The following is a 24,962-nucleotide window of genomic DNA, read 5'->3' on the forward strand; positions in this document are numbered from 1 at the left end:
CTTCCTTCAGTCTTTATCTTTGCAAAAGGCTAGCGGGTCACCTCCCCGGCAGGATTGACCGAGATCAAAGCCGGCGTTGTGGATCGACGGAAGATTGCCTGTCGCGGTTCATTCGCAGGAGAGCCTTATGCCGTACGCCTCGACGGCGGCACTGCCCGCCTCCGTCCGCCACCACCTGCCGCTCGCGGCGCAGGAGATCTACCGCGAGGCCTTCAACCACGCCTGGCTGACCTACGCTTACCGTTCCAATCGGGAGCAGATTTGTCATCGCGTCGCCTGGGCCGCGGTCAAGCGCGCGTTCCACAAGGAGGAAGACGGCCTCTGGTATCGCACCGCCGCCGCTTTCCCTTGAAGGGAGCGGCCGTCCGATCGAGGTCAAATCTGGAACATCGACCGGCCGAAGGTGGCGGACTGGTCGGGCCGTGCTAGAAGGCGACACAATCGGAGGTGCACAAATGGTTGCCAGTATCGGTCACTACATCAACAACAAGCCCGTTGCGGGCAAGAGCGGCCGCACCGGCGACATCACCAACCCCGCGACCGGCGAGGTCACGGCCAAGGTGGCCTTCGCGACCGAGGCCGAGATCGACGAGGCCGTCCAGATCGCCAAGAAGGCACAGCTGGCCTGGGCTGCCACGCCGCCGCTGCGCCGCCAACGCGTGATGTTCAACCTCAAGAGCCTGATCGAGAAGCACACCGACGACCTCGCGCGCCATCTGTCGCTGGAGCACGGCAAGACCTTCGACGATGCCAAGGGCGAGGTCGGCCGCGGTCTCGAGGTCGTGGAGTTCGCCTGCGCCATCGGCCATCACATGAAGGGCGACTTTACCGAGCAGGTCGCCACCGACATGGATAGCTGGTCGATCCGCCAGCCGTTGGGCGTCGTGGCCGGCATCACGCCCTTCAACTTTCCCATTATGATCCCGTGCTGGATGGGCGCGATGGCGGTGGCGACCGGCAACGCCTTCATCCTCAAGCCGTCGGAGAAGGATCCCAGCGCACCGATGCTGCTGGCCGAGCTCTATACCCAGGCCGGTGCGCCTCCGGGCATCTTCCAGGTCGTGAACGGCGACAAGGTCGCGGTCGATGCCCTGCTCAAGCATCCCGACGTGCCAGCCATCTCCTTCGTCGGTTCGACCGCCATCGGCGAGTACGTCTATCACACCGGCACCCAGCACAATAAGCGCGTCCAGGCGCTGTGCGGCGCCAAGAACCACATGGTGGTGATGCCGGATGCCGATCTCGACCAGGTCACCGATGCCCTGATCGGCGCCGGCTATGGCGCGGCCGGCGAGCGCTGCATGGCGATCTCGGTCGCGGTCGCGGTGGGCGATATCGGCGACAAGCTGATCCACAAGCTGGCGCCGCGGGTGCAGGCGCTGAAGATCGGCCCGGGCCTCGATCCGCAATCGGAAATGGGACCGCTGGTGACGCGCCAGCATCGCGACAAGGTGATGGGCTATGTCGACCAGGGCGTGAAGGAAGGCGCCAAGCTGGTGGTCGACGGGCGCGGCCTGAAGCTTCAGGGCTACGAGAACGGCAACTTCATGGGCGGGTGCCTGTTCGACCACGTCACCCCGGACATGACGATCTACAAGGACGAGATCTTCGGGCCGGTGCTCTCCGTCGTACGTTCGGGGAATTTCGACGAGGCGATCAAGCTCGTGAACGACCACGCCTATGGCAACGGCACGGCGATCTTCACCCGTGACGGCGACTCCGCCCGCGCCTTCGCCAGCAACGTCAAGGTCGGCATGGTCGGCATCAACGTGCCGATCCCGGTCCCGGTCGCCTATCACAGCTTCGGCGGCTGGAAGGCCTCGGTGTTCGGCGATCACGGCATCTACGGCATGGAAGGCGTGCGCTTCTACACCAAGCTCAAGACCATCACGGCGCGCTGGCCCACCGGCATCCGCTCGGGCGCCGAGTTCAACTTCAAGGCGCGGGCGTAAGACTTACGCCCCGAGGCGACAATGATGCCGCCCAGGCGGCCGAGGCCCTTCGACTGGTATTCTAGAAGGGGCCTCGCCGCGCTCGGCTGAGTCGGCAGGTTGGACTCACGTCATCCGAGCGCGTTCACCCACACCACGACGGTCTCGCGCTCGAGCGGATTGCGGAAGCGATGCGGAGTCGTCGAGCTGAAGCGGAAGCTGTCGCCCGCTTTCAGCTTATAGGTCTTGGTGTCGACGGTAAGCGACATGGCGCCTTCGAGCACCAGGCCGGCTTCCTCCCCCTGATGCGCGTAGACCTCCTCCCCGGTCGACCCGCCCGGCGCCAGGCGCACCAGATAGACGTTCAGCGAGCCGGCACCCGCCGCCGGCGTCAGGAGCTGCTTGGAAATTCCCGAGCGCCACAGCGACAGCTTGGGCCGCCTGCCGCGACGGACGACGACGGCGTCGCCCTCGCCCGCGGCGCCGGCCGGGCCGAACAAGGCTCCCAGCGACACCGAGAAGACATCCGCGATCGATGCCAGAACGCGCAGCGACGGCGACGACAATCCGCGCTCCACCTGGCTCAGGAAGCCGATCGACAAGCCTGTCTGGGCGCCCACCGTTTCCAGCGAAATCGCCCGTTGGCGCCGCAAGTGACGGATGCGCTGCCCCACCGCCGCATCCGGCGATGATGCGCGCTTGCCGGGCAGGCGATTGCCCTCGTTCCGCCGCTTCCGCGTCTTCACCGGCCGATCCTTCATCCGATCGAGATTCCCTTTGCTTGCCCGTCGCAGCATGATCTAGGTTTCATATACGTGAAAATCTGACAAGAGGCCTTGTCGCACCAGCGACGTCAAAGGCCGGCAGGCCCGAGTTTTGCTTCCGGGCCATCATCGGGGAAGAGGGAGACAACATATGATCAGTCGCAGGATTCTCGCCGTGACCGGCATCCTGGCATCCGGCCTCGTCGCGACGCTGTTCGGCGGGGCGGCGCAGGCGCAGCAGGTACTCAAGGTCGGCTCGACCCCGACCGGCATCCCCTTCACCTTCCTCGACACCAAGACCAACACCATCCAGGGCGTGATGGTCGATCTCGTCACCGAAGTCGGCAAGGATGCCGGCTTCCAGGTGCAGATCGAACCGATGCAGTTCTCGGCCCTGATCGCCGCGCTCACCTCCAACAAGATCGATCTGATCTCGGCGGCGATGTATATCTCGCCGGCGCGCAAGGAAGTGATCGACTTCTCGGAGCCGGTCTATTCCTACGGCGAGGGGCTGGTCGTGCCCAAGACCGACACCAAGGAATACAAGGAATTCGCCGACCTCAAGGGCGATACGGTGGGCGCGCAGATCGGCACCGTCTATGTCGAGCCGCTCAAGAAGACCGGCCTGTTTCCCGAAGTGAAGATCTACGACACCATTCCCGACATCCTGCGCGACGTGAATACGGGGCGGCTGCAGGCGGGCTTCGCCGACTATCCGATCCTGGCCTACAATTTGAAGCAGGGCCTGTTTCCGGGTGTCAGGCTGGTGACCAGCTACAAGTCGACCATCGTCGGCTCAATCGGCATCGGCGTCCGCAAGTCGGACAAGGAACTGCTCGCCAAGATCAATACCTCGCTGGCGAAACTGCAGGCCAACGGCACGGTCGACAAGATTCTCGCCAAATGGGGCCTGAAGTAGATCCTGCGCCGCGTTCCTGAGCGGACCGAAGGCCTGCCCTCGTACAGATGAGCCAGTTCTTTTCCGACTCGATCGAGTTTCTGCCCATCCTGCTGCAGGGCGTTCGGCTCACCATCATCGTCACCGTGGGATCCCTGATCCTGTCCACGGTGATCGGGCTGGTCTGGGCCTTCATGCGGGTCTCGGGTATCCGGGCGCTCTCGGGTACCGCCGTTGTGATCGTCAACCTGATCCGCGGCATCCCGATCATCGTCCAGCTCTTCTACATCTACTTCGTCCTGCCCGATTTCGGCATCGCCCTGTCGGCGCTGCAGGCGGCGATCGTCGGCCTCGGCGTCGCCTACTCGGCCTATCAGGCCGAGAACTTCCGGGCCGGCATCGAGGCGATCGATCACGGACAGGTCGAGGCGGCACAATCGATCGGCATGGGCTGGTGGTTGATGATGCGGCGGGTGATCCTGCCCCAGGCGGTGCGCATCGTGCTGCCGCCCTACGGCAACACTATGATCATGATGCTGAAGGACTCCTCACAGGCCTCGATCATCACGGTCGCCGAGCTTGCCCTGCAGGGCAAGCTGATCGCCTCCTCGACCTTCAAGAACACCGAGGTCTTCACGCTGGTGGCCCTGCTCTATCTCACCATGAGCATTCCTCTGATCCTGCTCGTCGGCGCCCTGGAACGCCGCTTCGGACGGAAATGACGGCCATGATCGAGCTGACCGACGTCCATAAGAGCTTTGGCGACCACCATGTGATCCGTGGCTTCTCGGCCTCGGTGGCCAGGGGCGAGGTGGTCTGCCTGATCGGCGCCTCGGGCTCGGGCAAGTCGACGATCCTGCGCTGCATCAACGGTCTCGAAAGCTACGAGCGCGGCTGCATTACCGTCGACGGCGTCACGGTCGACTGCACCGACCGGTCGATCGTCACGGTTCGCACCCATGTCTCGATGGTGTTCCAGCGCTTCAACCTGTTCCCGCACCGCACGGCGCTGGAGAATGTGATCGAGGGTCCGATCTACGTGAAGGGGGAGTCCCGCGCCGAGGCGATCGATCGCGGCCGCGCCCTGCTCGCCCGCGTCGGGCTTGCGGACAAGGAAGGCGCGCACCCGGCCCAGCTTTCCGGCGGCCAGCAGCAGCGCGTGGCGATCGCGCGTGCGCTCGCCATGCAGCCGCGCGCCATCTTGTTCGACGAGCCGACGTCGGCGCTCGACCCGGAGATGGTCGGCGAGGTGCTGGAGGTGATGCGCTCGGTCGCCGAGGAAGGCATGACGATGCTGATCGTCACGCACGAGATGGCCTTCGCGCGCGAGGTCGCCGATCGCGTGCTGTTCCTCGACCAGGGCGTCATCCTCGAACAGGGGCCGGCCCGCTCGGTCCTCACCGCCCCCACCAATCCGCGCACCCAGGACTTCCTGCGCCGCGTCCTGCATCCGATGTAGCGCCTCGCAACGGCGCTTTGCCTCGGGCCCGAATCCGGATCACACCGTCGCGCCCAGGATCTCCGTCGGGATCTCGCGATCGACGATCTCGCGCAGCGCGAAGCTCGATTCGAGCCGCGCCACGTGCGGCAGGCGCGAAAGCTGCGTGTTATGGATGCGCTCGTAGTCCTCGATGTCTCGCGCCGCGACCGTGACGAGATAATCGCTGGTTCCCGACATCAGGTAACACGAGAGGACGGAGGAGCAGCGCACCACCGCCCTCTCGAAGGATCTCAGGCAATCCTCGCTCTGGCGCTCGAGGGTGACACGGATGATCACCCGCACGCCGAACCCCGCCTGCTTGGCATTGAGCTCGACCCGGAACCGCTTGATGACGCCATCCTTGACCAGGCGCTCCAGCCGTCGGGCGCAGGCGGTGGCGGAGAGACCGACCTTGCCGCCGAGTTCGGTCAGGCTCATGCGGGCGTCGTACATCAGATAGCGCAGGAGACGAATATCCAACCGATCCAAGTCCATTACGCGTGATTCCTTCGGAATTTAAGTACTTTACGCAGGATTTACACGCCAATGCAAATATACCGGCACGAAATCGCAGTTTTCATGCATCCGAGCCGTGATAGGTGCTGAGCCTGCTCGACCACGAGAAAGGACATCAGATGCGGATCGGCGTTCCCAAGGAGATCAAGAACAACGAGAACCGTGTCGGCCTCACGCCCGCGAGCGTGAGCGAGCTCGTTCGCCGCGGCCATAGTGTCCTGGTCGAGACCAATGCCGGCCGGGCCATCGGCTTCGACGACGAGACCTATCGCAAGGTCGGCGCGACCATTGCCGCTTCCGCCGAGGATGTCTTTGCGGGCGCCGAGATGATCGTGAAGGTCAAGGAACCGCAGCCACAGGAAATCAAGCGCCTGACGCCGCGCCACACCCTCTTCACCTACCTGCATCTGGCGCCGGATCCAGCACAAGCGGAGGCACTGGCGAAGTCCGGCTGCACGGCCATCGCCTACGAAACCGTCACCGACGATGCCGGACGCCTGCCGCTGCTCGCGCCCATGAGCGAGGTTGCCGGCCGCATGGCCGTGCAGGTCGGCGCTCATTGGCTGGAGAAGCCGCAGCAGGGCGCCGGCGTCCTGCTCGGCGGCGTCGCCGGCGTCGGCCGTGCCAAGGTCGTGGTGCTGGGCGGCGGCATCTCCGGCACCAATGCCGCCCGCATGGCGCTCGGCCTCGAGGCCCATGTCACGGTGATCGACAAGTCGGTGCCGCGGCTGCGCGAGCTCGACCTCGGCTTCGCCGGCAAGCTGCAGACCATCTACGCGACGCAGGAGGCGATCGAAGAGGAAGTCGCGGCGGCGGACCTCGTGATCGGCGCCGTGCTGGTGCCGGGCGCGTCGGCCCCCAAGCTCGTGTCGCGCAAGCTGATCGAGCGCATGCGGCCGGGCTCGGTCGTGGTGGACATCTCGATCGACCAGGGCGGCTGCTTCGAGACCAGCAAGGCCACCACGCACGAGAACCCGACCTATCTGGTCGCCGACGTCGTGCATTACTGCGTCGCCAACATGCCGGGCGGCGTGCCGCGCACCTCGACTCTGGCCCTGAACAACGCCACCCTGCCCTTCGCCCTGGCGCTGGCCGACAAGGGGACGCTGCCGGCTCTGCTGGCCGACCGCCACCTGCTCGCCGGCCTCAACGTCCATCGCGGCAAAGTCACCCACCCCGCGGTGGCCGAGGCGCTGGCGGTGAGCTTCACGCCGCCGCAGACGGCGCTGGCCGCATAACCGGAAGGGCGGCGCGCTACTTCTTTTCGATATTCCAGAACACCGGCACCGGCGACACGACGGCGCCGGTGACGTTCCGGCGCAGTGCCGTGGCCGTCATGTACTGGCCGAGAAAGGCGTGCGTCGGATACTCGGCGGCGCGCAGCTGGATCTTCTCGACGATCTCCTTGCGCTTGGCTTCATCGGTCTCGTCGGCGAAGGCTTGGCGCAGCTTGGTGATCTCTTCGTCGCACGGCCACCCGAACCACGCCTTGTCGCAATTCGCCGCGATGAAACTGTAGGTCAGCGGATCGAGCGAATCGACGCCGCCGGTCGAGGTGATCAGCGCGTTCCAACCGCCCTTGTCGGGCGGGTCCTTCCGCGCCCGGCGACTGACCAGCGTCTGCCAGTCCATGGATTGCATGTCGACCTTCATGCCGATCCGCTCCATCGCCGCCTTGGCAACCGGCGCCATGTTGGTCAGCACGTACAGATCGGTCGAATGCAGCAGCACGACCGGCGTTCCGTCGTAGCCGCCTTCTTTCAAGAGCTCCTTCGCCTTGGCGATATTGCCGCCGTACTTGTCGTCGAAGCCTGCCGTGGTCGCATAGGGCGTGTCGCACACGAACATGGCCTTGCAGACCTGATAATATTTCGGATCGCCGATCACCGCGTCGAGGAAGTCCTTCTGATTGAAGGCATAGAGCAGCGCCTGGCGGATCTTGGGATTGTCGAACGGCTTGAAGAGCTGGTTGTAGCGGAAGATGTACTGGTTGCCCCATTTGTTGAGGACTTCCAGCTTCACGTTCTTGTCCGCCTCGAGAAGCTTGTAGAGATCGTGCTGGGGCGCCTCGATCATGTCGATCTCGCCGGCCAGCAGGGCATTGACCGCGGTCTGCTGATCCGGGATCGCGACCCATTCGACGCGATCGACCTTGGCCACTTTGCCGCCGGCCATGCCTGACGCGGGCTCTTGCCTCGGTTTGTAGTAGGGGTTCCTGACATAGACGGTCTTGTCGCCGGGCTTGCTCTCGTCCCGCTTCAGCATGAACGGGCCGGATCCGGTGTAGTCCTCGATCTGCTTGTAGGGATCGGTTTCGGCTACCCGCTTGGGCATGATGAAGGGATTGCCCGACGGCTTGGCCAACGCCTGCAGCACGATGCCGGTCTTCTCCTTGAGCGTCAGGCGGAAGGTCTTCGCATCGACCGCCTCGGCCTTGCCCAGCTTGGACCACAGGATCTGGCCCAGAGGATCGCGCGCCGCCCAGCGCTTGAGCGAGGTCACCACGTCTTCCGACGTCACAGGCGAGCCATCCGAGAACTTCAGCCCATCGCGCAACGCGAAGGTCCAGACCAGCTTGTCCGGCGAGACGTCGTAATGCTCGACCATCTCGGGCTGAACCTTCAGATCACCGTCGAGAGCAAACAACGTGTCGTAGATCATGTAGCCGTGATTGCGCACGATGAAGGCCGTGGTCCAGATCGGATCCAGGATCTTCAGATCGGAGTGCATGACCACACGTAGCGTCGATTGCGCCAGGGCCATGCCGGGAAAAGCCAGCAGCGCCGCCGCCAGCAGCCTCGCGATGCGCTTCATCGCTTTTTCCACGTTCATTAGGCTGCCCTCCGGCTTGCCGCCCCTCGCCGATCCTCAAGCATCATCTGTGCCGCCTTGTCGGCGATCATGATGGTGGGCGTATTCGTGTTGCCCGACGTGATGGTCGGCATGACCGACGCATCCACGACCCGGAGCCCCTCCAGCCCCATGACACGCAGCCGCTCATCCACCACGGCCATCGGGTCGGACGGGAGCCCCATCTTGGCGGTCCCGATGGGATGGAAGATCGTGGTCCCGATATCGCCCGCCGCCTTGGCAAGCGACGCATCGTCGTCGCCCACGCCGGGTCCCGGCAGATATTCCTCGGGATGGTAGGGCTGCATGGCAGCCTGCCGCATCAGGCGACGCGTGACGCGGATCGCATCGGCGGCCACCCGTCGGTCCTCGGGCGTCGAGAGATAGTTGGGCGCGATCACGGGCTTCGCCGACGGATCGCCGGAGCGTAGGCGGATCGTGCCGCGCGAGGTCGGGCGCAGGTTGCAGGCGCTGACCGTGATGGCCGGGAAGCGATGCAACGGCTCGCCGAACTTGTCGAGCGAGAGCGGCTGGACATGGAACTCGATGTTGGACCGCTCATGGTCGGACGACGAGGTCGTGAAGATGCCGAGCTGGGACGGCGCCATCGACAGCGGGCCCGACTGCAACAGCGCATACTCCGCACCGATCAGCGCCCGCCCGATCAGCGAGTGGTAACTCGTGTTGAGCGTCTTCGCGCCCTGCACCTTGTAGATGGAGCGCTGCTGCAGATGGTCCTGCAGGTTGCGGCCCACGCCAGGCTTGTCGAGCACGACCGGGAGGCCGAACTCGGCCAGCCAATCGGCGGGGCCAACACCGGAGAGCTGCAGGAGCTGTGGCGAGCACACGGCGCCGGCCGACAGCACGACCTCGCCGCGGGTACGCGCCTCGATGATCCGGCCGTCCTGCCGGAACCGCACGCCGACCGCGCGCTTGCCCTCGAACAGCACCCGCTCGACCAACACGCCGGTCTCCAGCCGCAAGTTCGGCCGCTTCAGCACGGGTTTCAGGAACGCCCGCGCCGTCGACATGCGCACGCCGCGCTTCTGGTTGACGTGGAAATAGCCCACGCCGGTATTGTCGCCCGTATTGAAATTCGAGGTCGGGGGAATGCCCATCTCGGTGGCGGCCTTGGCCACGGCATCGAGAATGTCCCATCGCACCCGCAGCGGCTCGACGCGCCATTCGCCCGTGGCGCCATGGTGGTCGGTCTCGCCGAGAAAGTGCGCGTCCAGCCGCTTGAAGATCGGCAGGACATCGTCCCATCCCCATCCCGCGAGCCCGAGCTGGCGCCAATGATCGTAGTCCTGCGCCTGGCCACGCATCGAGATCATGCCGTTGATCGCCGAGCAGCCGCCGATCACCTTGCCGCGCGGATAGTTGAGGCTGCGGCCGTTGAGGCCTGCCTCCTTCTCGGTCTGGAACATCCAGTCGGCCCGCGGATTGCCGATGGCAAAGAGATAGCCCGCCGGAATGTGGAACCAGATCCAGCTATCGCGGCCGCCGGCCTCGAGCACCAGCACGCGGGTGCCTGGATCCGCCGACAGCCGATTGGCCAGCACGCACCCGGCGGAGCCCGCCCCCACGACGATATAATCGAAGTCTCCCTCGAGTCGGGAGACGCTTTCCGCTGCCATCGAGACACCCCTTTGACCGCGGATGATGCGGCGTGCGGCGAGCGTCTACAAGCGCCTCTCCGGACGTCTCATCGGCCGGCGGTCCGCGTCAGCAGCGACCCGCTGCCAATCCTCCTGTCGAAACGCCGCCCGTTGCGAGTCCGAGAGGATGACGCGCATAATTCACTCAAACGAACGAAGGGAAGGAACGCCCATGAAGTACAATCGTATTTCGGCCGACTGCCATCTCGATCTGCCATGGATGCCGCCCGATCTGTTCACATCGATGGCGCCGCGCGAGCTTAAGGACCGCATGCCCTACGTCGTCGATAGCGACGACGGTCCCAAGTGGGTGGCGAACAACGGGGCCACCTTCGGTTACAAGAACGGAGTCGGACCGGCGGGCTCGAAGTTCGTGCCAGGCAAGCATCACCGCGTCGACGTGATGGCCGAGACCGGCCTCTATTCCGATGGCGCCAAGGATATCCGCCGCGTCTCCGATCCGCATCTTCGCATCAAGGATCTCGACCGCGACCATGTCGATGCCGAGGTGATCTACGGCATCCTGGGCGCGGCGGGGCGGCTCAACGACAAGGACGCCGCCAACGAGATGCTGCGCATCTACAACGACTGGCTGAAGGAGTTCTGTAGTCACTATCCAGAACGCCACATCGGGCTCGCCTGCCTTCCCTATGGCGACATCGATGCCGCGGTGAAGGAGATCTATCGCGTCGCCAAGATGGGCATCAAAGGCCTCGAGCTTTCCTGCTCCTGGGACATGGAACCGATGTGGCATCCGATGTGGGAGCCGCTGTGGAAAGCGGTCAACGACGTCCAGCTGCCGCTGCACTTCCACACCTTCCCGAACATGCCGCCCGATACCATCGCCAAGCATCCGGGCCGCGTCGGCCGTTCGGTGTTCTTCACCATCGTCTCTGGCTTTCAGATGAACCTGGTGAACATCCTGGCCGCCATCATCGCGGCCAACGTGCTGGAACGTTATCCCAACATCCGCATCGCCTTCGGCGAGTCGGGCTGCGGCTGGATCCCCTATGCCCTCGATCGCATGGATTTCGAATGGGAGGACCGCTTCACCGATCTCGGGCTGAAGATGAAGCCGTCGGATTACTGGCGGCGCCAATGCAAGGCCACGTTCCAGTTCGACCGCATCGGCACCAAGCTGATCGACGAGATGGGCGCGGAAAGCCTGATGTGGGGGTCCGACTATCCACATGGCGACGGCGTGTGGCCCAACTCCGATCAGTACATCAAGGAGCAGTTCGCCGAAGTCTCGCCCGAAGTGACCAGGATGATCACCTGCACCAACGCCGGCAAGTTCTACGGGCTGGTCAACTAAGGCGCGACGGCTTCTGGCACGACCGGCGTCGTCCCGACGCTCGTAGCAGAGCAGCGCGCTACAGCGCGATGACTTTTCGTGGAATCAAGCCGTCGCCCTGACGCATGCGCTGCCATGCTACGAGCGTCAGGGCGACGGCCGATGCAAAAATCATCGCGCTTTAGAGATCGTCCTTCGACACGGTGTGCTGGAGGGTGAAAATCTCCGCCGTCGGCGCATGTCGTTGGCGGGCCGCCTGGGCTGCCTCGACCGACCAGAAGAAGGCGACAAGGGCCCGCTCGATCTGTCGATCGGGTGCGGGCCGCAGCTCCTTTTCCGCGGTATGCGCCTGGCCGACGGCCGCGCTGCCGACGAGAAGATCCACGCGCACCGTCTCGAGCGCGGCGAGCTTGTCGAATGGCGCGGTGTTCTGTGCCTTCATCCGCAAGGTGAGCGCCGCCACGCCAATACCGTCGCCCCAGCGCTGCTCGACTGCGCAGACGGTGCGCCAGGTATCGCGGAACTTCGGGAAGATCGCGCGGCTCATCTCCGACGGATTGCGCAGCCGCGCGTAATAGATTTCGCTCTCGAAGGTTGCCGTGCCCTCGGCATCGTAGAACAGGAGATAGCGACTGCGCTGCTCCGGAGTCGGATCGATACGCTTGAAGCGGCTGCCGCGCAGCCAGCCAGGGCAACTTACCCGCTCCTGCATATGTTCGCGGCTGTGCCAATGGTTGAAGGCCGCATCGTCCTGCGGGTCGATGTCGACCCATATCATCAAGGATGCACTGCCGCTCATGCCGCGCGCACCGCGTTGGTGAAGGCAACGACCTCGTCGCGACGATTATGATCCCTTGGCGTGGTGTAGAGAGGCTGCGGAAAGGCCCCGAGAGTCACGACCACGAGGCCTTCCTTGCGGAACACATCGATCCTCTGACCGGCGTGTCCCAGCGCCGACATCACGTCCCTGCCCAGCCACCAGCTATAGCCATAGTGCGTGATATCGACCACGGGCGGCGTCGCGAGTTCGAAGGCCGGCGTCGCCGCGGCCTCGACCCAGCCTTCCGGCAGCACGCGCTGGCCGTCGATCACGCCGTCGTTCAGAACGAACAAGCCGAACCGGCCGAAATCCCGCAGCACCATGCCGGCGCGGCTGCCGCCGATCTCCTGGCCATCCTCGCTTTCCAGCGTATAGAAGGCATCGCACTCCATGCCGGCCGGCTGCCAGATCGTCTCCGACATGTAGTCGGCCAGCGGCTTGCCGACGGCCTGTCTCAAGGCCGCGCCCAGGAGATAGGTATCGCCAGAATTGTAGAGGAAGGTCGTGCCCGGCGGATGGGCGCGTTCCAGCGAGGCCATCAGCTTCAGCACACCGCCCGGCACCTTGTCGGCCAGCGACTTGCTGTAGCGGTTCACGTCCGACGCGCGATCCGTGTAGTCCTCATTCCAGCGCATGCCGGACGACATGGTCATGACGTGGCGCAGCGACACGCCCTCGTAGCCCGAGCCGCGCAGAGCCGGCAGATAGCGTGTCAGCGGATCGTCGATCGAGCCGATGGCGCCGTCCCGAACGGCGGCGCCGACCAGCATCGCCGTCATCGACTTCACGGTCGACATGGTCGACCAGCGATCGTGCTCCTGCAGGCCGAGCCCGTAGCGCTCGAGAACGACCTTGCCGTGCCGGATCACCAGCAGGCCGGTGATGACGTTGCGGTCCATGAAGGAGGCAAGGTCGTGCTCGTGTCCATCGACGAGATAGTGCGGCGCGATTTCCTCTCCGCGCGGCAGCTCCCGTACGGTCGGCCCGCGCCGGATCACCCGATGCGCGAACAGCTTGTCGACGATGCGATAGCCGTAGGGCTGGATCGACGGCGGAAACAACAAAAAGTCTTCGCCGCGCGGCAGATGCTGGCGCGGCGCCGAAAGCGGAGCCATGAGGCGAGGCTCAGGAAAAAGCTTTGAAGGTAATGAGGGTGAAGGTGTCCTTCACGCCCGGCAGGGTCTGGATCTGGCTGGTGACGAAGTGGCCGATATCGGTCTTCTCCGGCAGATAGCACTTCATCAGGAGATCGTACTGGCCGGACGTCGAATAGACTTCCGAGACCTGCTCGATGCTCACCGCCTCGTCCGCGACCTCATAGGCCTTGCCGAGGTCGCACTTCACCATGACGAAAATGGTCTGCATGTCCCGCCTTTCCTGCGGGACGTACTTTAGCGACCTGAACGCATGAGGAAAGCGGGGACGTGATCGCCCAGTCCCATCGGCACGGGCTCGTCGCGGTCACGATGACGCTCCGGCCGGCGTTCCTGATGGCGGGCCGGCCGCTCCGTGCGCCCTTCGGGACGCCGCTCGCGGACCGGGCGCTCCTGACGGGGCTCCCGCTCGGGGCGAGTCTCTGCAGGCGCCGGCACGGTTTCCTCGGTCCGGGGTTCGCGACGCGGGGGCCTGGAGGACGCTTTGGCAGGAGCCTTGGCGCGATCGCCAGCGCCGCTGCGTCCGCCGCGTGCACGACCGCGACCGCGGCGACGACCATCGGCCGGCTCGAAGGCAAGCAATTCCATGCCCGGCACTTCGACGCGCGGGATCTCGGTGCCGATCAGCTTCTCGATCGCCTCCACCAGCGGACCTTCGTCCGGCGAAGCGAGGGTGAAGGAATGGCCGGTCTTGCCGGCGCGGCCGGTACGGCCGATGCGGTGAACGTAGTCTTCCGGCGAGAACGGGACATCGAAATTGAAGACGTGGCTCATGTCGTTGACATCGAGCCCGCGGGCGGCGACGTCCGACGCTACCAGGATCTGGATCTCGCCCTGCTTGAACTTCTCAAGCGTTTCCATGCGCGCCGGCTGGCTCATGTCGCCGTGCAGCGCGCCGGCATTGAAACCGTGCTTCTTCAGCGAGCCCTGCAGGATCGCCACGTCGCGCTTGCGATTGCAGAACACGATCGCGTTCTTGATGTCCTGCTCCTTGATGAGCCGGCGCAACGCCTCGCGCTTGTCCTCCTCGGCCACGACCGCCAGGCCCTGGACGATGTTCTTGCCAGCCGATGCCGGCGGAGAGACCGTCACTTCCTTGGGATTGCTCAGGAAGCGGTCGGCCAGGCGCTTGATCTCGGGCGGCATGGTGGCCGAGAAAAACAGGGTCTGCCGCAGCGGCGGCAACAGGCTGACGATGCGCTCGACATCGGGAATGAACCCCATGTCCAGCATGCGATCGGCTTCGTCGATCACCAGCACCTTGACGTCGTTCAGCAACACCTTGCCGCGCTCGAAATGGTCGAGCAGCCGGCCCGGCGTGGCGATCAGCACGTCGACGCCGCGCTCCAGCGCCCGCTCCTGGTCGTCGAAGCTCACGCCGCCGATCAGCAGCGCCATGTTGAGCTTGTTGTATTTGCCGTACATGTCGAAGTTCTCGGCGACCTGGGCAGCCAACTCGCGGGTCGGCTCCAGAATCAGCGAACGCGGCATGCGTGCCTTGGCGCGGCCCTGCGCCAGGATGTCGATCATCGGCAGCACGAAGGAGGCGGTCTTGCCTGTGCCCGTCTGGGCGCATCCGAGGACGTCGCGGCCCATCAGGACGATGGGGATGGCCTTTTCCTGGATCGGGGTGGGCTTGGTATAGCCCTTTTCGCTTACTGCCTGCAGCACCGGGGCGCTCAGCCCCAAACTCTCAAAACTCATTTAATTCCCGTAGGTTAGCCCACATCCGATGGGCTCCGGGTGCGGTCTCGAGAAGTCCCTGGAATGGGGCCCGAAGGGTTCGGGCCGGACCGCTGGCGGCCCTCATATGAGGCTTGCCCATTCCGAAGTCAATGCAGGTTGCCTGCGGAGCAGGGTCGCGCCCAGCGCGCGTCAGGGCTTGAGCTCGACCTCGATGAAGACGAACTCGAAATCGTTGGGGTTGATGACGTCGTGTTCGACCCCGGTCTGGCGGGCATAGGACACGCCCGCCCGCAGCGGCGCCGGCACCGTCGCCTTGCCGTCGAAGATATGCAGTTCGCCGGTGCTCACCGGCACCACGACATAGTCGTGCATGTGCTTGTGCCACCCCGTATGGCCTCCGGGCGGGAACCGCCATTCGGTGACGATGACCCGGTCGTTCTCGAGTTGCAGGGTCGGTTTGGCGAGGGGGCGTTGCGTATCACTCATGTCCCTGAAGCTACCGCGCGTGACCGGCTTTGTCTTGCGGGTCGTGTTAGGCTTTCCGTTCCCACGGTGGAGATTGGCATGGCCCGCGACACGATCCCGATCTGGAACCGCAATCAGGCCGACGAAGATGCGATGGGCGCCACCCACGCCCCGATCTGGCGACGCATGATCGATGTCGGGGCAACGCACGATCTCCGGCAGTCGACGGTGCTCGACTATGGCTGCAACCAGGGCGGCTTCCTGCGTCTGCTCTACGATCGTCATCCGTTCAAGTCGGCGATGGGCATCGACATCGCCCGCGAATCGGTGGCACGCGCCGAGCTCCTGAAGGGCCACCGACCGATCGCCTACAAGGTCGGCGACCTCGCGGCGGATCTCGGCCAGACCTTCGATCTCGCCTTCAGCCACGAGGTGATCTATCTGCTGCCCGATCCGGCAGCCCATGCCCGGGACATCAAGGCGGCGCTGCGGCCGGGCGGCGCCTACGTTGCCGCCATGGGCTGCCATACCGATTCGAGCCTGTGGCCACGCTGGCGCAAGCTCATCACCGAGACCTCCTCGATCCCGATCTACGACCATTCGCTGGAAGAGGTCGCCAGCGCCTTCGCCCAGGCGGGTTTCGGCGTTTCTGTCCGGCCGCTCGCCCTCGACGCCTTCATGCCCTTCACGGTCGGCAGCGCCTACTTCCCCAAGGTCGTCGACCAGCTGCGCTATTACAGCAGCGACAAGGTGCTGTTCCGCTTCGTGCGAACGCCTTGAAGCACCGTCATTGCTTTGGCGTACCGAACCGGTAGGCCCCCTGGAGGAACACGCCGTAACGATTGGTGCTCTGGGTGACGTACTCGTAGCTGCCAAAGCTGTAGCTGGCACTGTTGGTCCACATCGACCAATAGCGACCGCCAACACCGATGCTGAAGGCATCGGTCACGTAGTAGGACAGGACGAGTTCGCCCTGAACGCCGTTGCCGGTTCCGTTCACCGGGAAGAAGGCGTTCCGCAGCCAGTGCGCATCCATGCCGTTGAGAGCGACATAGGGTAGATAGGCCAGGTCGGCATCGACCCTGAACCGTTCCGCCGGCCACACCTGCGCCGACATGCCAAGCCGCAGCGATTGCCAGGTGCTGTTGTCGGAGATGACGGGCACGTTCGACGCGAACTGGGCTCCTGCCGACGGGGCTGTCGGATAGTAGATGCCCGTTGCGTTCAAGCTCATCTGGTAGCGGTTGTACCCCGCGAACAGACCAATCTTGTGGTCGGGACCACGCAGCACGTTGTAACCGAGATCCAGGGTCACGTAGCTGAGCGAGCCGCCGATGTTGGATTGCGTGACCTGATAGGCGGTGGGCTCGTTGGACAGCGCTTTGCCCAACCCCCAATCCTCGTCGTACATCGTGCCGCCGGTGATGCCTCCGCCGCCGACATAGCCCTTCACGAAGCCGTTGAACGGCGCATCGACGCGTCCGAACAGCTCGCCGGTATGCCCGGTCATGCCATTGTAGGAGAGGTTCGATCCGGCCGGACTGTTGGGCGTATTCGACTCACTGTTCGTCGTCTGGAAATTCCCCGAGCTGTACCAGTAGCGCAGTCCGACCTCGGCCTCCCATCCGGGCTTCCACGTCGACCGGGTATCCGGCGCGCTGGCGTAGGATTCATCGGCGGTTTTCGACGGGCCACCCCAATGGTAATTCAAGCCGAGACGGGCGATATGCAGGTCCTGCGTCACGCTGGACGTGCCACCGACAACGCTGTCGACCTCACGGAGTGCCGTGACGTTGGTCGTCGGCGGCGTTTGCAGGTTGATGCCGCTGAAGCGCATGTAGTCGTAGCCGACATTCAACGACCACTTGGATGAGACGGCGTATTCGACGCCCGCGCCAATCGTCCATCCCCACACGCCGACAGCCTGGCTTCCGCCGGTGCCGGTCTCCGCGGTCAGGTTGAAGCCCGGGAAACCGGCGCTGTTCGGGTTGGCATAGAGTTGGCTGTGCATCCAGGCCGCGCCCGCCTTGCCGTAGATGAGCGTACGGCCGTTGGGTTCCGTCAGATAGCCGATACGACCGGTGAAGCTCGCGATCGCATTCGGGAAAGCCTGGCAGGTGGCACCGATCTGCTCGGTATTGGGTTGCGCGCAGGTGTTCTGTCCCTGCGAGACGAGGTAGCTGCCGCTCACCTCCACGCCGAGCAGCAGTTGCGACGTCGGCAGCCAGTTGTAGCCCGCCTGCAAGCCGGCCAGGAAAGCCGGCGTATTGACGCTGCCGCCGAACAGGTCGGAGCCATACGGGCTGGAGAAGGTCGCCGTTCCAGTCGCCCCGCCGACATGGCCGCCCAGATAGAAGCCTTCCCAGTTGCTACGGACAGGCTCGACGGCTCGGCTTTGCGCTTGCGACGGGGATGTCTCCGCACTCAGAGGCGGATCGTCAGCCGCAAGGACAGGCGATCCCGAGGCACAGGTCAAAAGGGCCGCGATACCCACCAACCGGCGATACAGCATGCTCGACACTACTCCCCACCTTCAGTGGGGCGATTCTAGCGGCGGATGCCCAGCTTCTGCAACGACCGGTTGAGCCACTGCGCCGCGATCTTTTCCTGCACGCTATTCTGTCGCAGCCTTTGACGCAGGCAGCCGAAATCGACGCGATCGAGTTCCTGGTCCTGGTTGAAGCAGGAAAAGACCACTGTCTCCTTGCCCGTGACCGGATCCTTGTGAAGCTGAAGGCACTGGGCGCAGATCTCCTTCATCATGCACTGCATGGGGGAGTTGATCGATCCCAAGGCGCGGTGATCGGGCTTGAGATAGGGCTTCAGCACCGAATGGCGCGCCAATCGCACGGCGTTCATCATGCCGTCCGAGCCGATCGCGATGATGCGGTCTGCGTCGTTGAACGGAATCGGCTGCTCACCCAGTTCTCCGGCCGCGTACTTGCGCATCGTCTCGACGATGTTGTCGACCGTCGACTTGTCCTGCGGCCGCGACGGCGCAAACCCCGGAGCCTCGTCGCAGCACCACACCACGACATCGGCCGCGGCCTCGATCTCGTCGACCTTGTAGCGATCGATGACGCGCTTGTAGCCCGCGAAGTAGAGAACCTTGCTGCCGGCCTTCCGGAACGCCTGTCCGATCGAGAACAGCACCGCGTTGCCGAGGCCGCCGCCGGCCAGCACGACCGTTTCCCCGGGTTCGATCTCGGTCGGGGCGCCGGTCGGTCCCATCACGATCACTGGCTCGCCGGGCTCCAGCAGGGCGCAGAGATCGGACGAGCCGCCCATCTCGAGCGCGATCAGGGAGAGCAGGCCTTTCTCCTTGTCGACCCAGGCGCCGGTCAGCGCCAATCCTTCCATGGTCAGCAGCGTGCCTTCGATCTTCCTGGAGCGCGCCTCGTAATTCTGCAGACGATAGAACTGGCCGGGCTCGAAATTGCGCGCCGCTGCCGGCGCCTCGACCACGACTTCGACGATGGTGGGCGTCAGCCGCTCGACACGCACGACCTTCGCACGCCACAGACGGTTGGCCTCGGCCAGGATATCGGCAGGCGCGCGCTTGGGGGCCGCCAATCGAGCCATGCTCCGCGTAAGGATCGGATAACCCTGCTTGGCGCCGCCCATGGCTTTCACCACGTTGCCGGCGAACGACGGATGCAGGTCGCCGAAGAACGACATGAAGCGTCCGTCGGCATGGCGATACATCAGCACGCGCACGTCGCGCGGCTTGCACACGCGCTCGGGCGTCGCCGGCTCGCCATCCTCGTCGAGCGCCCGGAAATACTTGCCGTCGATGAAGGCATGCGTCGCATCCTCGCGCGCCAACACCGTGTTCGGCTGCGTTCCCGCCGCCACCAGGATCGTGCGCGCCGGCAAGGTCGCCTTGATCTTCTCGCCGCCCTGCTGGCCCTCGGCCACCAGTGCCTTGGCATGGCCGTTGGCATCCACCTCGACGGCCGTGGGCGAAAGTCCTTCGGCGAAGCGGATATCCTCTTCCAGCGCCTTCAGCACTTCCTCGTGGTTGAGCGTGTAGGAAGGCGACTCGATCAGACGGCGGCGATAGACGACGGTGACACCGCCCCAGCCGTTCACCAGCTTGGCGATCTCCGGTTCACGGCCCTCCTTGGCCGCCGCCGCACGCTCGGCGCGAATGGCCTTGGCATGCGCGATGAATTCATCGGCGATCTCGCGCTCTTCCTCGCTCCAGCCGGCCCGCACCGCCGTCTCGCCGCGTTCGGCGACCAGCGTCTCGTGGCGAGCCAGGAACTTCTCGACCTGCAGCGGATAATAGGCGAGCGACTCCGTGGCCGTGTCGATCGCGGTCAGGCCGCCACCGATCACCACGACCGGCAACCGCACCTGCAGGTTGGCGATCGACTCCTTCTTCGCCGCGCCCGTGAGCTGCAGCGCCATCAGGAAATCCGACGCCGCGCGCACGCCGCGCGCCAGCCCGTTCGGCATGTCGAGCACGGTCGGCTTGCCGGCGCCGGCACACAACGCGATATGGTCGAAGCCCAGGGCGAAGGCGTCTTCGACCGTGACAGTGCCGCCGAAGCGCACGCCGCCGAACATCGAGAACTGATTGCGACGCTCCAGCAGGAGCCGCACCAGCTTGAGGTAGTTCTTGTCCCAGCGCACCGTGATGCCGTATTCGGCGACGCCGCCGAAGCCCGCCATCGCCCGCTCGCCGAGATTCTCGCGCAGAGTGGCGATGTCCTTCACGGCAACGAAGGGAACGCGCCCGCCATCGGCCTTCACGCCCGACTGTTCCGGGGGCAGCGGCTCGATCTTGAGTCCGTCGATGGCCACCACGGTATGGCCGTCGTTCATGAGATGATGCGCCAGATTGAAGCCTGCCGGGCCGAGCCCGACCACCAGCACGCTGCGACCGGTGGCTGGACGCGGGATCGGCCGGCGCAGGTTGAGCGGATTCCAGCGCGTCAGCAGCGAGTAGATCTCGAAGCCCCAGGGCAGGCCCAGCACGTCCTTGAGCGTGCGGGTCTCGATCTGCGGGATGTCGACCGGCTCCTGCTTCTGATAGATGCAGGCCTTCATGCAGTCGTTGCAGATGCGGTGTCCGGTTGCCGCGAGCAGCGGGTTGTCGACCATCGCCGTGGCCAGTGCGCCGATGGAGAAGCCCTCGCTCTTCAGCAGGTTCATCTCCGAGATGCGCTCCTCGAGCGGGCAGCCGGCGAGCGTGACGCCGAAGGGCGACTTCTGGAACTCGCCGGTCTTGCGGTCCTTCAGGCCCTTGGAGCAGCTGTCCTTGCCCTGGTTGTGACACCAGATGCAGTAATTGGTGTGATCCACGGTGCGTACGAGATCGTAGCCCGCATCGGTGAGCGCAAACCCTTCGCGATGACGCAGCATGCTGCGCGGCAACTTCATGCGGGTGACGCCGTCGACCACTTCGGTCTCGATCGGCACGAGGTGTTCGAAGTCGAGCTTGTGCGGCACCTTGAACAGCGGTCCCTCGCGATGACGTCGCTTGCCTTCGGGGCTATGCAGCGCCCACGCGGCGTAACGCGTCAGGGCTTCGATCTCAGGCGTCGGTGCTTCCACCTTGAATTCCGCGCCCACCAGCTCGCGTACGGCCAGCGCAAATGCCAGTTCCCACGCCTCCAGCCCGTCCTCGAGGCGAGCCGGGACCTTGATCGCGGCCGTCACTTCGGCCCCGACCAGCGTCGCGGCTGCATCCGCCTTGATGGCGCGCGTCACATAGCGCTGAACGAACAGCCGCTTGCAATCGTAGAGCGGCGCAAGCTCCACGTGCCCGGCGCGCAGCGTGGAGGCTTCCCGCGAAACGCCGAACAGGCCAGCGACGAAGTCCTCCAGCGAACGCGCGACCTCGATCAGGAGGTTCGCCTCGTCCTTCGTCGCCAGAGAGTCCGGGGCCGAGCGAGCGGCCAGGAAACGAGCGTGCACATCGACATTGGCGTCCTGCAGCCAAGCGACGAAAGCCGCATCCAGCCGGACGAGTCCGTCCCGGTCGTAAAGATCGTCGAAACCCACCCCGTGAGCGAGCGAAGGAGTGAGTTGATGCGCCGTCATTGTCAGAATATCCGGGTCAGGGGGAGGGGGATTTGTATGTGCACGAACCGATTAACCAAGCACGCCGCTCCGCGCAAGGTGGCGAAGCTTCGCGACATTTATGCCTGATGACGCAGCGTTCCAGTTCCCCCATGGTCCGCCGGCCATGAAGACCGTTCCCGCCACCGTACGTGCCTGGCTGATTCTCGTCGCGGCAATGATTTTCGTCATGATCGTGCTCGGAGCCCTGACGCGCCTGACTGAATCGGGCCTGTCGATGGTCGAATGGAAACCCGTCACAGGCGTGATCCCGCCCTTGACCGAGCAGGCCTGGCAGGAAGAGCTGCAGAAATATCTTTCCTCGCCCCAGGGAAGATTGGTCAATCGTGATTTCACCGTGCCGGAATTCAAACAGATTTTCTGGCTGGAGTTCTTCCATCGCCTGTGGGGACGCCTGATCGGTCTGGTGATGGCGCTGCCGCTCGCCTGGTTCTGGATCCGCGGACAGCTGTCGCCGGCGCTGAAGCCTCGGCTCGTCGCATTGCTCGTGCTCGGAGGCCTGCAAGGCGTGCTGGGCTGGGCGATGGTGGCATCCGGCCTCGTCGATCGGCCATCGGTCAGTCACTACAGACTGGCCGCGCATCTCCTCGCCGCCGTGGCGCTCTATGCCTATACCGTGTGGCTGATCCTCGAACTCGGCCCTCAGACGGCGCGCCGCGACGATCCCGGCACGCGGCGCAAGGCTTCGGCCCTGATCGGCTTCGTGTTCGTGGTCATGACCTTCGGCGCGCTGATGGCAGGCTTGCGGGCCGGTCTCGCCCACAACACGTTCCCCACCATGTCGGGCTACTGGATTCCGCCGGGTATGTTCGATCTGTCGCCGTGGTGGATCAATATCTTCGAGAACGGAACGACCATTCAATTCATCCACCGATGGCTGGCCAAGCTCCTGGTGCTTGGCGTTCTCGTCCTGGCCTGGCGTAGCCGCCGCCCCGAAGGCTATGCGGCCGGTGGCATGGCACTGGTGCAGCTCTGTCTCGGGATCGCCACGATCCTGAGTGGCGTCGAGATCGCGCTGGCCTCCGCTCACCAGGCTGGCGCGGTGCTGCTTCTCACCACGCTGCTCGTGGTGCGCCATCGGGCCATCCCTTCTCGTGCCCAGCCGCTCTCGGCTATTGTCGGGCGATGAGCGGCGTCCCGGAACAAAATCGCATCGGCCGTAAAGCCTTCACGCGTCCGTCGCGCCTGTTGCTTGGCATCCTGGTGATCGCCGTCGCGGCGGGCGCGCTGGCGCTCGTGACGATCCGTCCGCCAGCGACACCTCCGCGGCCGGCCAAGCAGGCGAAGGCAACGGCGCCGGGCGCCCCGACGTCACAGCCACCGGCCTTCGGCGACGATATCGCCCTTCCCGCTGCGGAAATTCCGCCGGCGCCCACGGTGGCGGAGATCAAGCGTCCCGCTGTCGAGCCTGCCGCGGCACCGCCACCCGCTACGGACAACCCGCCACCGAGCGGCGCCGTTGCCGGCGATCCGGAGTCGCTGTCGCTGGCCGACCTCAAGAAGCAGGCGGAGGCCAACGATCTGCCGTCGATGATCGAGATGGGACGACGCCTCATCCTGGGAGTCGGCATCGCCAAGGATCCTCCGGCCGGCGCCGGATGGATGCTGCATGCTGCCGAACTGGGCTCTCCCCAGGCGGCCTTCAATGTCGGGGTGATGTACGAAAGCGGCTTCGTCGTGGAGCGTGATTCGGCAAAGGCGGCGCAATGGTACCGGCGCGCCGCCGAGGCCGGCGTGCCGGCGGCCCAGCACAATCTCGCCCTCCTGCTGCGGACCGGCAAAGGCGTGCCGCGCGACCAGGCGCAGGCCGTGAAGCTGTTGCAGGCGGCCGCGCATCAGGGCATGGCGGCTGCGATGTTCACGTTGGCCGATGTCTATGAACGCGGTGATGCGGCACCGAAGGATCTTCCCGCAGCCGTTGCCTGGTTTGGGCTCGCGGCACAGTTCGAGCGCGATGAGAACAATGGCGACGACACACCGCTGGCCAAGGCGGCGGTGCAGCGTGCCCAGGCGCTGCAACGCGTCCTGACGCCGGCCGAACTGCGTCGTGCACGGGACATGGGCCAAAGCGAGATTGGCAAGATCGTCGCCGGGCTGCCGTCCACCAGTCCACCGCCGCAGCTGCCTGCGCCGGCACTGCCGTCTCCGGCGCCTGACAAGACTTCCGCTTCACCCGCGCCGTCCGGGGACCAGGATGTGGCGGCCGGATGGCCCTCGACGCCGAGCGATCAGGTGCGGGCGATCCAGCAGGCGCTGGTCGATCTCAAACTGCTGCGCGACAAGCCGGACGGCGTACCGGGCCCCATGACCAGCAGCGCCATTCGCGGCTTCCAGCGCAGCATCGGCGTCGCCGAAACCGGCGAACCGAACAAGGACGTGTATGTCGCGCTGAAGCAGGCCCTCGCCAAACGCGCCACCAGCTCGCCGCCCACAGCCGCCTCTCCACAGGCTCCGAAGAGCACCAAGCCCTAAAGGGCGTCGCGACTCAGGCGAAGCCCCCGGCATGCCGCCACCACTGCGGCGGCAGCGAAGCTGCAGCGGACCGCGCGCCAGCAACATCGTCGAACAGCGCAAAGCAGGTCGCGCCGCTGCCGCTCATCGCGGCATAGCGAACGCCCGGGCTTCGACGGAGTGTCGCCAGGACCTCACCGACGACCGGCTGCAGGGAGATCGCGCCATCCGTCAGATCGTTGCCGCGTGCGGCGAGTGCTTCGACGAGCGCCGGCAGGTCCTGCCATGCCTCGATTGGCTGGACCGGCGAAAAAGGTCCGCGGCGCGCTGCGAAGACGGCCGGCGTCGGCAGGACCGCGCCGGGATTCACCAACAACACGCCACAGCGCGGCAATGCCGGAGCGGCTTCGAGTTCCTCGCCGATGCCACGTGCGATCGATGGCTTGCCGAGCAGGCACATCGGCACGTCGGCGCCTAAGCGGGTCGCAAGGGTCAGCAGGTCGGCTTGCGGAAGCCCGAGTCGCCAGAACCTGACCAGGCCACGGAGCGCCGCAGCGGCATCGGCGGAACCACCGCCCAGGCCCGCCGCCATCGGGATACGCTTGACGAGGCGAAACGCCACCTGCGGCTTGCGCCCGACTGCGTCAGCGAGCCCTCGCGCCGCCTTGAGGACCAGATTGTCGGGTTCGGCTGACAGCGTCTCCGCGCCGAGGCCTTCGATCGTCAGCCGGAGGTCATCGGCGGCACGGATCTCGAGCGTATCCGCGAGATCGCTGAAGGCCACCAGCGAGTCGAGAAGGTGGTAGCCGTCAGCGCGGCGGCCGACGACGTTCAGCCACAGATTGACCTTGGCCGGAGCCGCCTCGACATGCACTTCTCCAGGGACTTCCAAGCGCGATCCGTCT

At 65.1% G+C, this 24,962-nt stretch carries 22 protein-coding genes; 10 read left to right on the top strand and 12 right to left on the bottom strand.

The genetic code is table 11. The annotated features are described in order from the left end of the window. Window positions 1-127 precede the first annotated feature (127 nt). Both B5D62_RS10020 and B5D62_RS10025 read left to right on the top strand, forming a co-directional pair. A complete protein-coding gene (locus B5D62_RS10020) occupies window positions 128-352 on the top strand; it encodes a ChaB family protein (RefSeq protein ID WP_085933743.1) in 225 nt (74 codons plus the stop codon). A 103-nt stretch (window positions 353-455) separates the two neighbouring features. Continuing rightward, the gene (locus tag B5D62_RS10025) at window positions 456-1,952 is read left to right on the top strand and encodes a CoA-acylating methylmalonate-semialdehyde dehydrogenase (protein ID WP_085933744.1); all 1,497 of its coding nucleotides are present in this window, start codon (window positions 456-458) and stop codon (window positions 1,950-1,952) included. Between the two features lie 110 nt (window positions 1,953-2,062). Here the strand turns inward: B5D62_RS10025 and B5D62_RS10030 are convergent, their stop codons facing one another. Further along, window positions 2,063-2,677, bottom strand: a complete 615-nt coding sequence (locus B5D62_RS10030; RefSeq protein WP_218191023.1) for a cupin domain-containing protein — start codon at window positions 2,675-2,677, stop codon at window positions 2,063-2,065. Between the two features lie 169 nt (window positions 2,678-2,846). On the opposite strand from B5D62_RS10030, the gene B5D62_RS10035 reads away from it, so the two are divergent. From B5D62_RS10035 to B5D62_RS10045, 3 genes are read left to right on the top strand one after another with little or no spacing between them, the layout of a single operon-like run. Then, window positions 2,847-3,614 (top strand): ABC transporter substrate-binding protein, encoded by a 768-nt coding sequence (locus B5D62_RS10035; RefSeq protein ID WP_085933746.1) that lies wholly within the window; start codon window positions 2,847-2,849, stop codon window positions 3,612-3,614. Between the two features lie 47 nt (window positions 3,615-3,661). Further along, entirely contained in the window at window positions 3,662-4,315 is a 654-nt protein-coding gene (locus tag B5D62_RS10040; protein WP_085933747.1) for an amino acid ABC transporter permease, read from the top strand. Between the two features lie 5 nt (window positions 4,316-4,320). Next, a complete protein-coding gene (locus tag B5D62_RS10045) occupies window positions 4,321-5,052 on the top strand; it encodes an amino acid ABC transporter ATP-binding protein (protein WP_085934703.1) in 732 nt (243 codons plus the stop codon). Window positions 5,053-5,091: 39 nt separating this feature from the next. Here B5D62_RS10045 and B5D62_RS10050 read toward each other — a convergent pair whose 3' ends face one another. Further along, window positions 5,092-5,568 (bottom strand): Lrp/AsnC family transcriptional regulator, encoded by a 477-nt coding sequence (locus B5D62_RS10050; protein ID WP_085933748.1) that lies wholly within the window; start codon window positions 5,566-5,568, stop codon window positions 5,092-5,094. A gap of 140 nt (window positions 5,569-5,708) precedes the next feature. Here B5D62_RS10050 and ald point away from each other — a divergent pair, with 140 nt between their 5' ends. Continuing rightward, complete coding sequence (ald, locus tag B5D62_RS10055) at window positions 5,709-6,827, top strand: alanine dehydrogenase (RefSeq protein ID WP_085934704.1); 1,119 nt, start codon at window positions 5,709-5,711, stop codon at window positions 6,825-6,827. Between the two features lie 16 nt (window positions 6,828-6,843). On the opposite strand, the gene B5D62_RS10060 is transcribed toward ald, so the two are convergent. Then, entirely contained in the window at window positions 6,844-8,403 is a 1,560-nt protein-coding gene (locus B5D62_RS10060) for an ABC transporter substrate-binding protein (protein WP_085934705.1), read from the bottom strand. Window positions 8,404-8,420: 17 nt separating this feature from the next. Continuing rightward, window positions 8,421-10,076, bottom strand: a complete 1,656-nt coding sequence (locus B5D62_RS10065) for a GMC family oxidoreductase (RefSeq protein WP_085933749.1) — start codon at window positions 10,074-10,076, stop codon at window positions 8,421-8,423. A 193-nt stretch (window positions 10,077-10,269) separates the two neighbouring features. Here B5D62_RS10065 and B5D62_RS10070 point away from each other — a divergent pair, with 193 nt between their 5' ends. Next, entirely contained in the window at window positions 10,270-11,412 is a 1,143-nt protein-coding gene (locus tag B5D62_RS10070; RefSeq protein WP_170920875.1) for an amidohydrolase family protein, read from the top strand. Between the two features lie 160 nt (window positions 11,413-11,572). On the opposite strand, the gene B5D62_RS10075 is transcribed toward B5D62_RS10070, so the two are convergent. The 5 genes from B5D62_RS10075 to B5D62_RS10095 form a co-directional block, all read right to left on the bottom strand. Continuing rightward, window positions 11,573-12,169, bottom strand: coding sequence for a DUF4286 family protein (locus tag B5D62_RS10075; RefSeq protein WP_218191024.1), 597 nt, complete (start codon window positions 12,167-12,169; stop codon window positions 11,573-11,575). Window positions 12,170-12,186: 17 nt separating this feature from the next. Further along, complete coding sequence (locus B5D62_RS10080) at window positions 12,187-13,326, bottom strand: serine hydrolase domain-containing protein (RefSeq protein ID WP_085933752.1); 1,140 nt, start codon at window positions 13,324-13,326, stop codon at window positions 12,187-12,189. 10 nt (window positions 13,327-13,336) lie between these two features. Then, the gene (locus B5D62_RS10085) at window positions 13,337-13,576 is read right to left on the bottom strand and encodes an Lrp/AsnC family transcriptional regulator (protein ID WP_085933753.1); all 240 of its coding nucleotides are present in this window, start codon (window positions 13,574-13,576) and stop codon (window positions 13,337-13,339) included. 26 nt (window positions 13,577-13,602) lie between these two features. Beyond that, a complete protein-coding gene (locus B5D62_RS10090) occupies window positions 13,603-15,069 on the bottom strand; it encodes a DEAD/DEAH box helicase (protein WP_085933754.1) in 1,467 nt (488 codons plus the stop codon). A gap of 171 nt (window positions 15,070-15,240) precedes the next feature. After that, complete coding sequence (locus B5D62_RS10095; RefSeq protein ID WP_085933755.1) at window positions 15,241-15,537, bottom strand: cupin domain-containing protein; 297 nt, start codon at window positions 15,535-15,537, stop codon at window positions 15,241-15,243. Between the two features lie 78 nt (window positions 15,538-15,615). Between B5D62_RS10095 and B5D62_RS10100 the strand changes: the two genes are divergently transcribed. Next, window positions 15,616-16,296, top strand: a complete 681-nt coding sequence (locus B5D62_RS10100; protein WP_085933756.1) for a class I SAM-dependent methyltransferase — start codon at window positions 15,616-15,618, stop codon at window positions 16,294-16,296. Between the two features lie 7 nt (window positions 16,297-16,303). Here B5D62_RS10100 and B5D62_RS10105 read toward each other — a convergent pair whose 3' ends face one another. Both B5D62_RS10105 and B5D62_RS10110 read right to left on the bottom strand, forming a co-directional pair. After that, on the bottom strand, window positions 16,304-18,028 hold the full coding sequence (locus tag B5D62_RS10105) for an outer membrane beta-barrel protein (protein ID WP_085933757.1): 1,725 nt from the start codon (window positions 18,026-18,028) through the stop codon (window positions 16,304-16,306). 35 nt (window positions 18,029-18,063) lie between these two features. Beyond that, window positions 18,064-21,567, bottom strand: coding sequence for an FAD-dependent oxidoreductase (locus B5D62_RS10110; RefSeq protein WP_085933758.1), 3,504 nt, complete (start codon window positions 21,565-21,567; stop codon window positions 18,064-18,066). A 100-nt stretch (window positions 21,568-21,667) separates the two neighbouring features. On the opposite strand from B5D62_RS10110, the gene B5D62_RS10115 reads away from it, so the two are divergent. Together B5D62_RS10115 and B5D62_RS10120 are read left to right on the top strand one after the other, a co-directional pair. Further along, window positions 21,668-22,735, top strand: coding sequence for a COX15/CtaA family protein (locus tag B5D62_RS10115; RefSeq protein ID WP_139373827.1), 1,068 nt, complete (start codon window positions 21,668-21,670; stop codon window positions 22,733-22,735). Continuing rightward, a complete protein-coding gene (locus B5D62_RS10120; RefSeq protein WP_085933759.1) occupies window positions 22,732-24,078 on the top strand; it encodes an SEL1-like repeat protein in 1,347 nt (448 codons plus the stop codon). The genes B5D62_RS10115 and B5D62_RS10120 overlap by 4 nt, the downstream gene beginning before the upstream one ends. 13 nt (window positions 24,079-24,091) lie before the next feature. Here the strand turns inward: B5D62_RS10120 and B5D62_RS10125 are convergent, their stop codons facing one another. Further along, window positions 24,092-24,949 (bottom strand): 4-(cytidine 5'-diphospho)-2-C-methyl-D-erythritol kinase, encoded by an 858-nt coding sequence (locus B5D62_RS10125; RefSeq protein WP_085933760.1) that lies wholly within the window; start codon window positions 24,947-24,949, stop codon window positions 24,092-24,094. Window positions 24,950-24,962 lie beyond the last annotated feature (13 nt).

The sequence above is a fragment of the Enhydrobacter aerosaccus genome, assembly GCF_900167455.1.
GTDB classification, from domain to species: Bacteria; Pseudomonadota; Alphaproteobacteria; order Reyranellales; family Reyranellaceae; genus Reyranella; species Reyranella aerosaccus.

What these genes read in the sequence shown, in the direction of transcription:
- B5D62_RS10020 (WP_085933743.1), top strand. Translation starts at nt 128, where the DNA reads ATGCCGTACGCCTCGACGGCGGCACTGCCCGCCTCCGTCCGCCACCAC.
- B5D62_RS10025 (WP_085933744.1), top strand. Translation starts at nt 456, where the DNA reads ATGGTTGCCAGTATCGGTCACTACATCAACAACAAGCCCGTTGCGGGC.
- B5D62_RS10035 (WP_085933746.1), top strand. Translation starts at nt 2,847, where the DNA reads ATGATCAGTCGCAGGATTCTCGCCGTGACCGGCATCCTGGCATCCGGC.
- B5D62_RS10040 (WP_085933747.1), top strand. Translation starts at nt 3,662, where the DNA reads ATGAGCCAGTTCTTTTCCGACTCGATCGAGTTTCTGCCCATCCTGCTG.
- B5D62_RS10045 (WP_085934703.1), top strand. Translation starts at nt 4,321, where the DNA reads ATGATCGAGCTGACCGACGTCCATAAGAGCTTTGGCGACCACCATGTG.
- B5D62_RS10050 (WP_085933748.1), bottom strand. Translation starts at nt 5,568, where the DNA reads ATGGACTTGGATCGGTTGGATATTCGTCTCCTGCGCTATCTGATGTAC.
- ald (WP_085934704.1), top strand. Translation starts at nt 5,709, where the DNA reads ATGCGGATCGGCGTTCCCAAGGAGATCAAGAACAACGAGAACCGTGTC.
- B5D62_RS10060 (WP_085934705.1), bottom strand. Translation starts at nt 8,403, where the DNA reads ATGAAGCGCATCGCGAGGCTGCTGGCGGCGGCGCTGCTGGCTTTTCCC.
- B5D62_RS10065 (WP_085933749.1), bottom strand. Translation starts at nt 10,076, where the DNA reads ATGGCAGCGGAAAGCGTCTCCCGACTCGAGGGAGACTTCGATTATATC.
- B5D62_RS10070 (WP_170920875.1), top strand. Translation starts at nt 10,270, where the DNA reads ATGAAGTACAATCGTATTTCGGCCGACTGCCATCTCGATCTGCCATGG.
- B5D62_RS10075 (WP_218191024.1), bottom strand. Translation starts at nt 12,169, where the DNA reads ATGATATGGGTCGACATCGACCCGCAGGACGATGCGGCCTTCAACCAT.
- B5D62_RS10080 (WP_085933752.1), bottom strand. Translation starts at nt 13,326, where the DNA reads ATGGCTCCGCTTTCGGCGCCGCGCCAGCATCTGCCGCGCGGCGAAGAC.
- B5D62_RS10085 (WP_085933753.1), bottom strand. Translation starts at nt 13,576, where the DNA reads ATGCAGACCATTTTCGTCATGGTGAAGTGCGACCTCGGCAAGGCCTAT.
- B5D62_RS10090 (WP_085933754.1), bottom strand. Translation starts at nt 15,069, where the DNA reads ATGAGTTTTGAGAGTTTGGGGCTGAGCGCCCCGGTGCTGCAGGCAGTA.
- B5D62_RS10095 (WP_085933755.1), bottom strand. Translation starts at nt 15,537, where the DNA reads ATGAGTGATACGCAACGCCCCCTCGCCAAACCGACCCTGCAACTCGAG.
- B5D62_RS10100 (WP_085933756.1), top strand. Translation starts at nt 15,616, where the DNA reads ATGGCCCGCGACACGATCCCGATCTGGAACCGCAATCAGGCCGACGAA.
- B5D62_RS10105 (WP_085933757.1), bottom strand. Translation starts at nt 18,028, where the DNA reads ATGCTGTATCGCCGGTTGGTGGGTATCGCGGCCCTTTTGACCTGTGCC.
- B5D62_RS10110 (WP_085933758.1), bottom strand. Translation starts at nt 21,567, where the DNA reads ATGACGGCGCATCAACTCACTCCTTCGCTCGCTCACGGGGTGGGTTTC.
- B5D62_RS10115 (WP_139373827.1), top strand. Translation starts at nt 21,668, where the DNA reads ATGCCTGATGACGCAGCGTTCCAGTTCCCCCATGGTCCGCCGGCCATG.
- B5D62_RS10120 (WP_085933759.1), top strand. Translation starts at nt 22,732, where the DNA reads ATGAGCGGCGTCCCGGAACAAAATCGCATCGGCCGTAAAGCCTTCACG.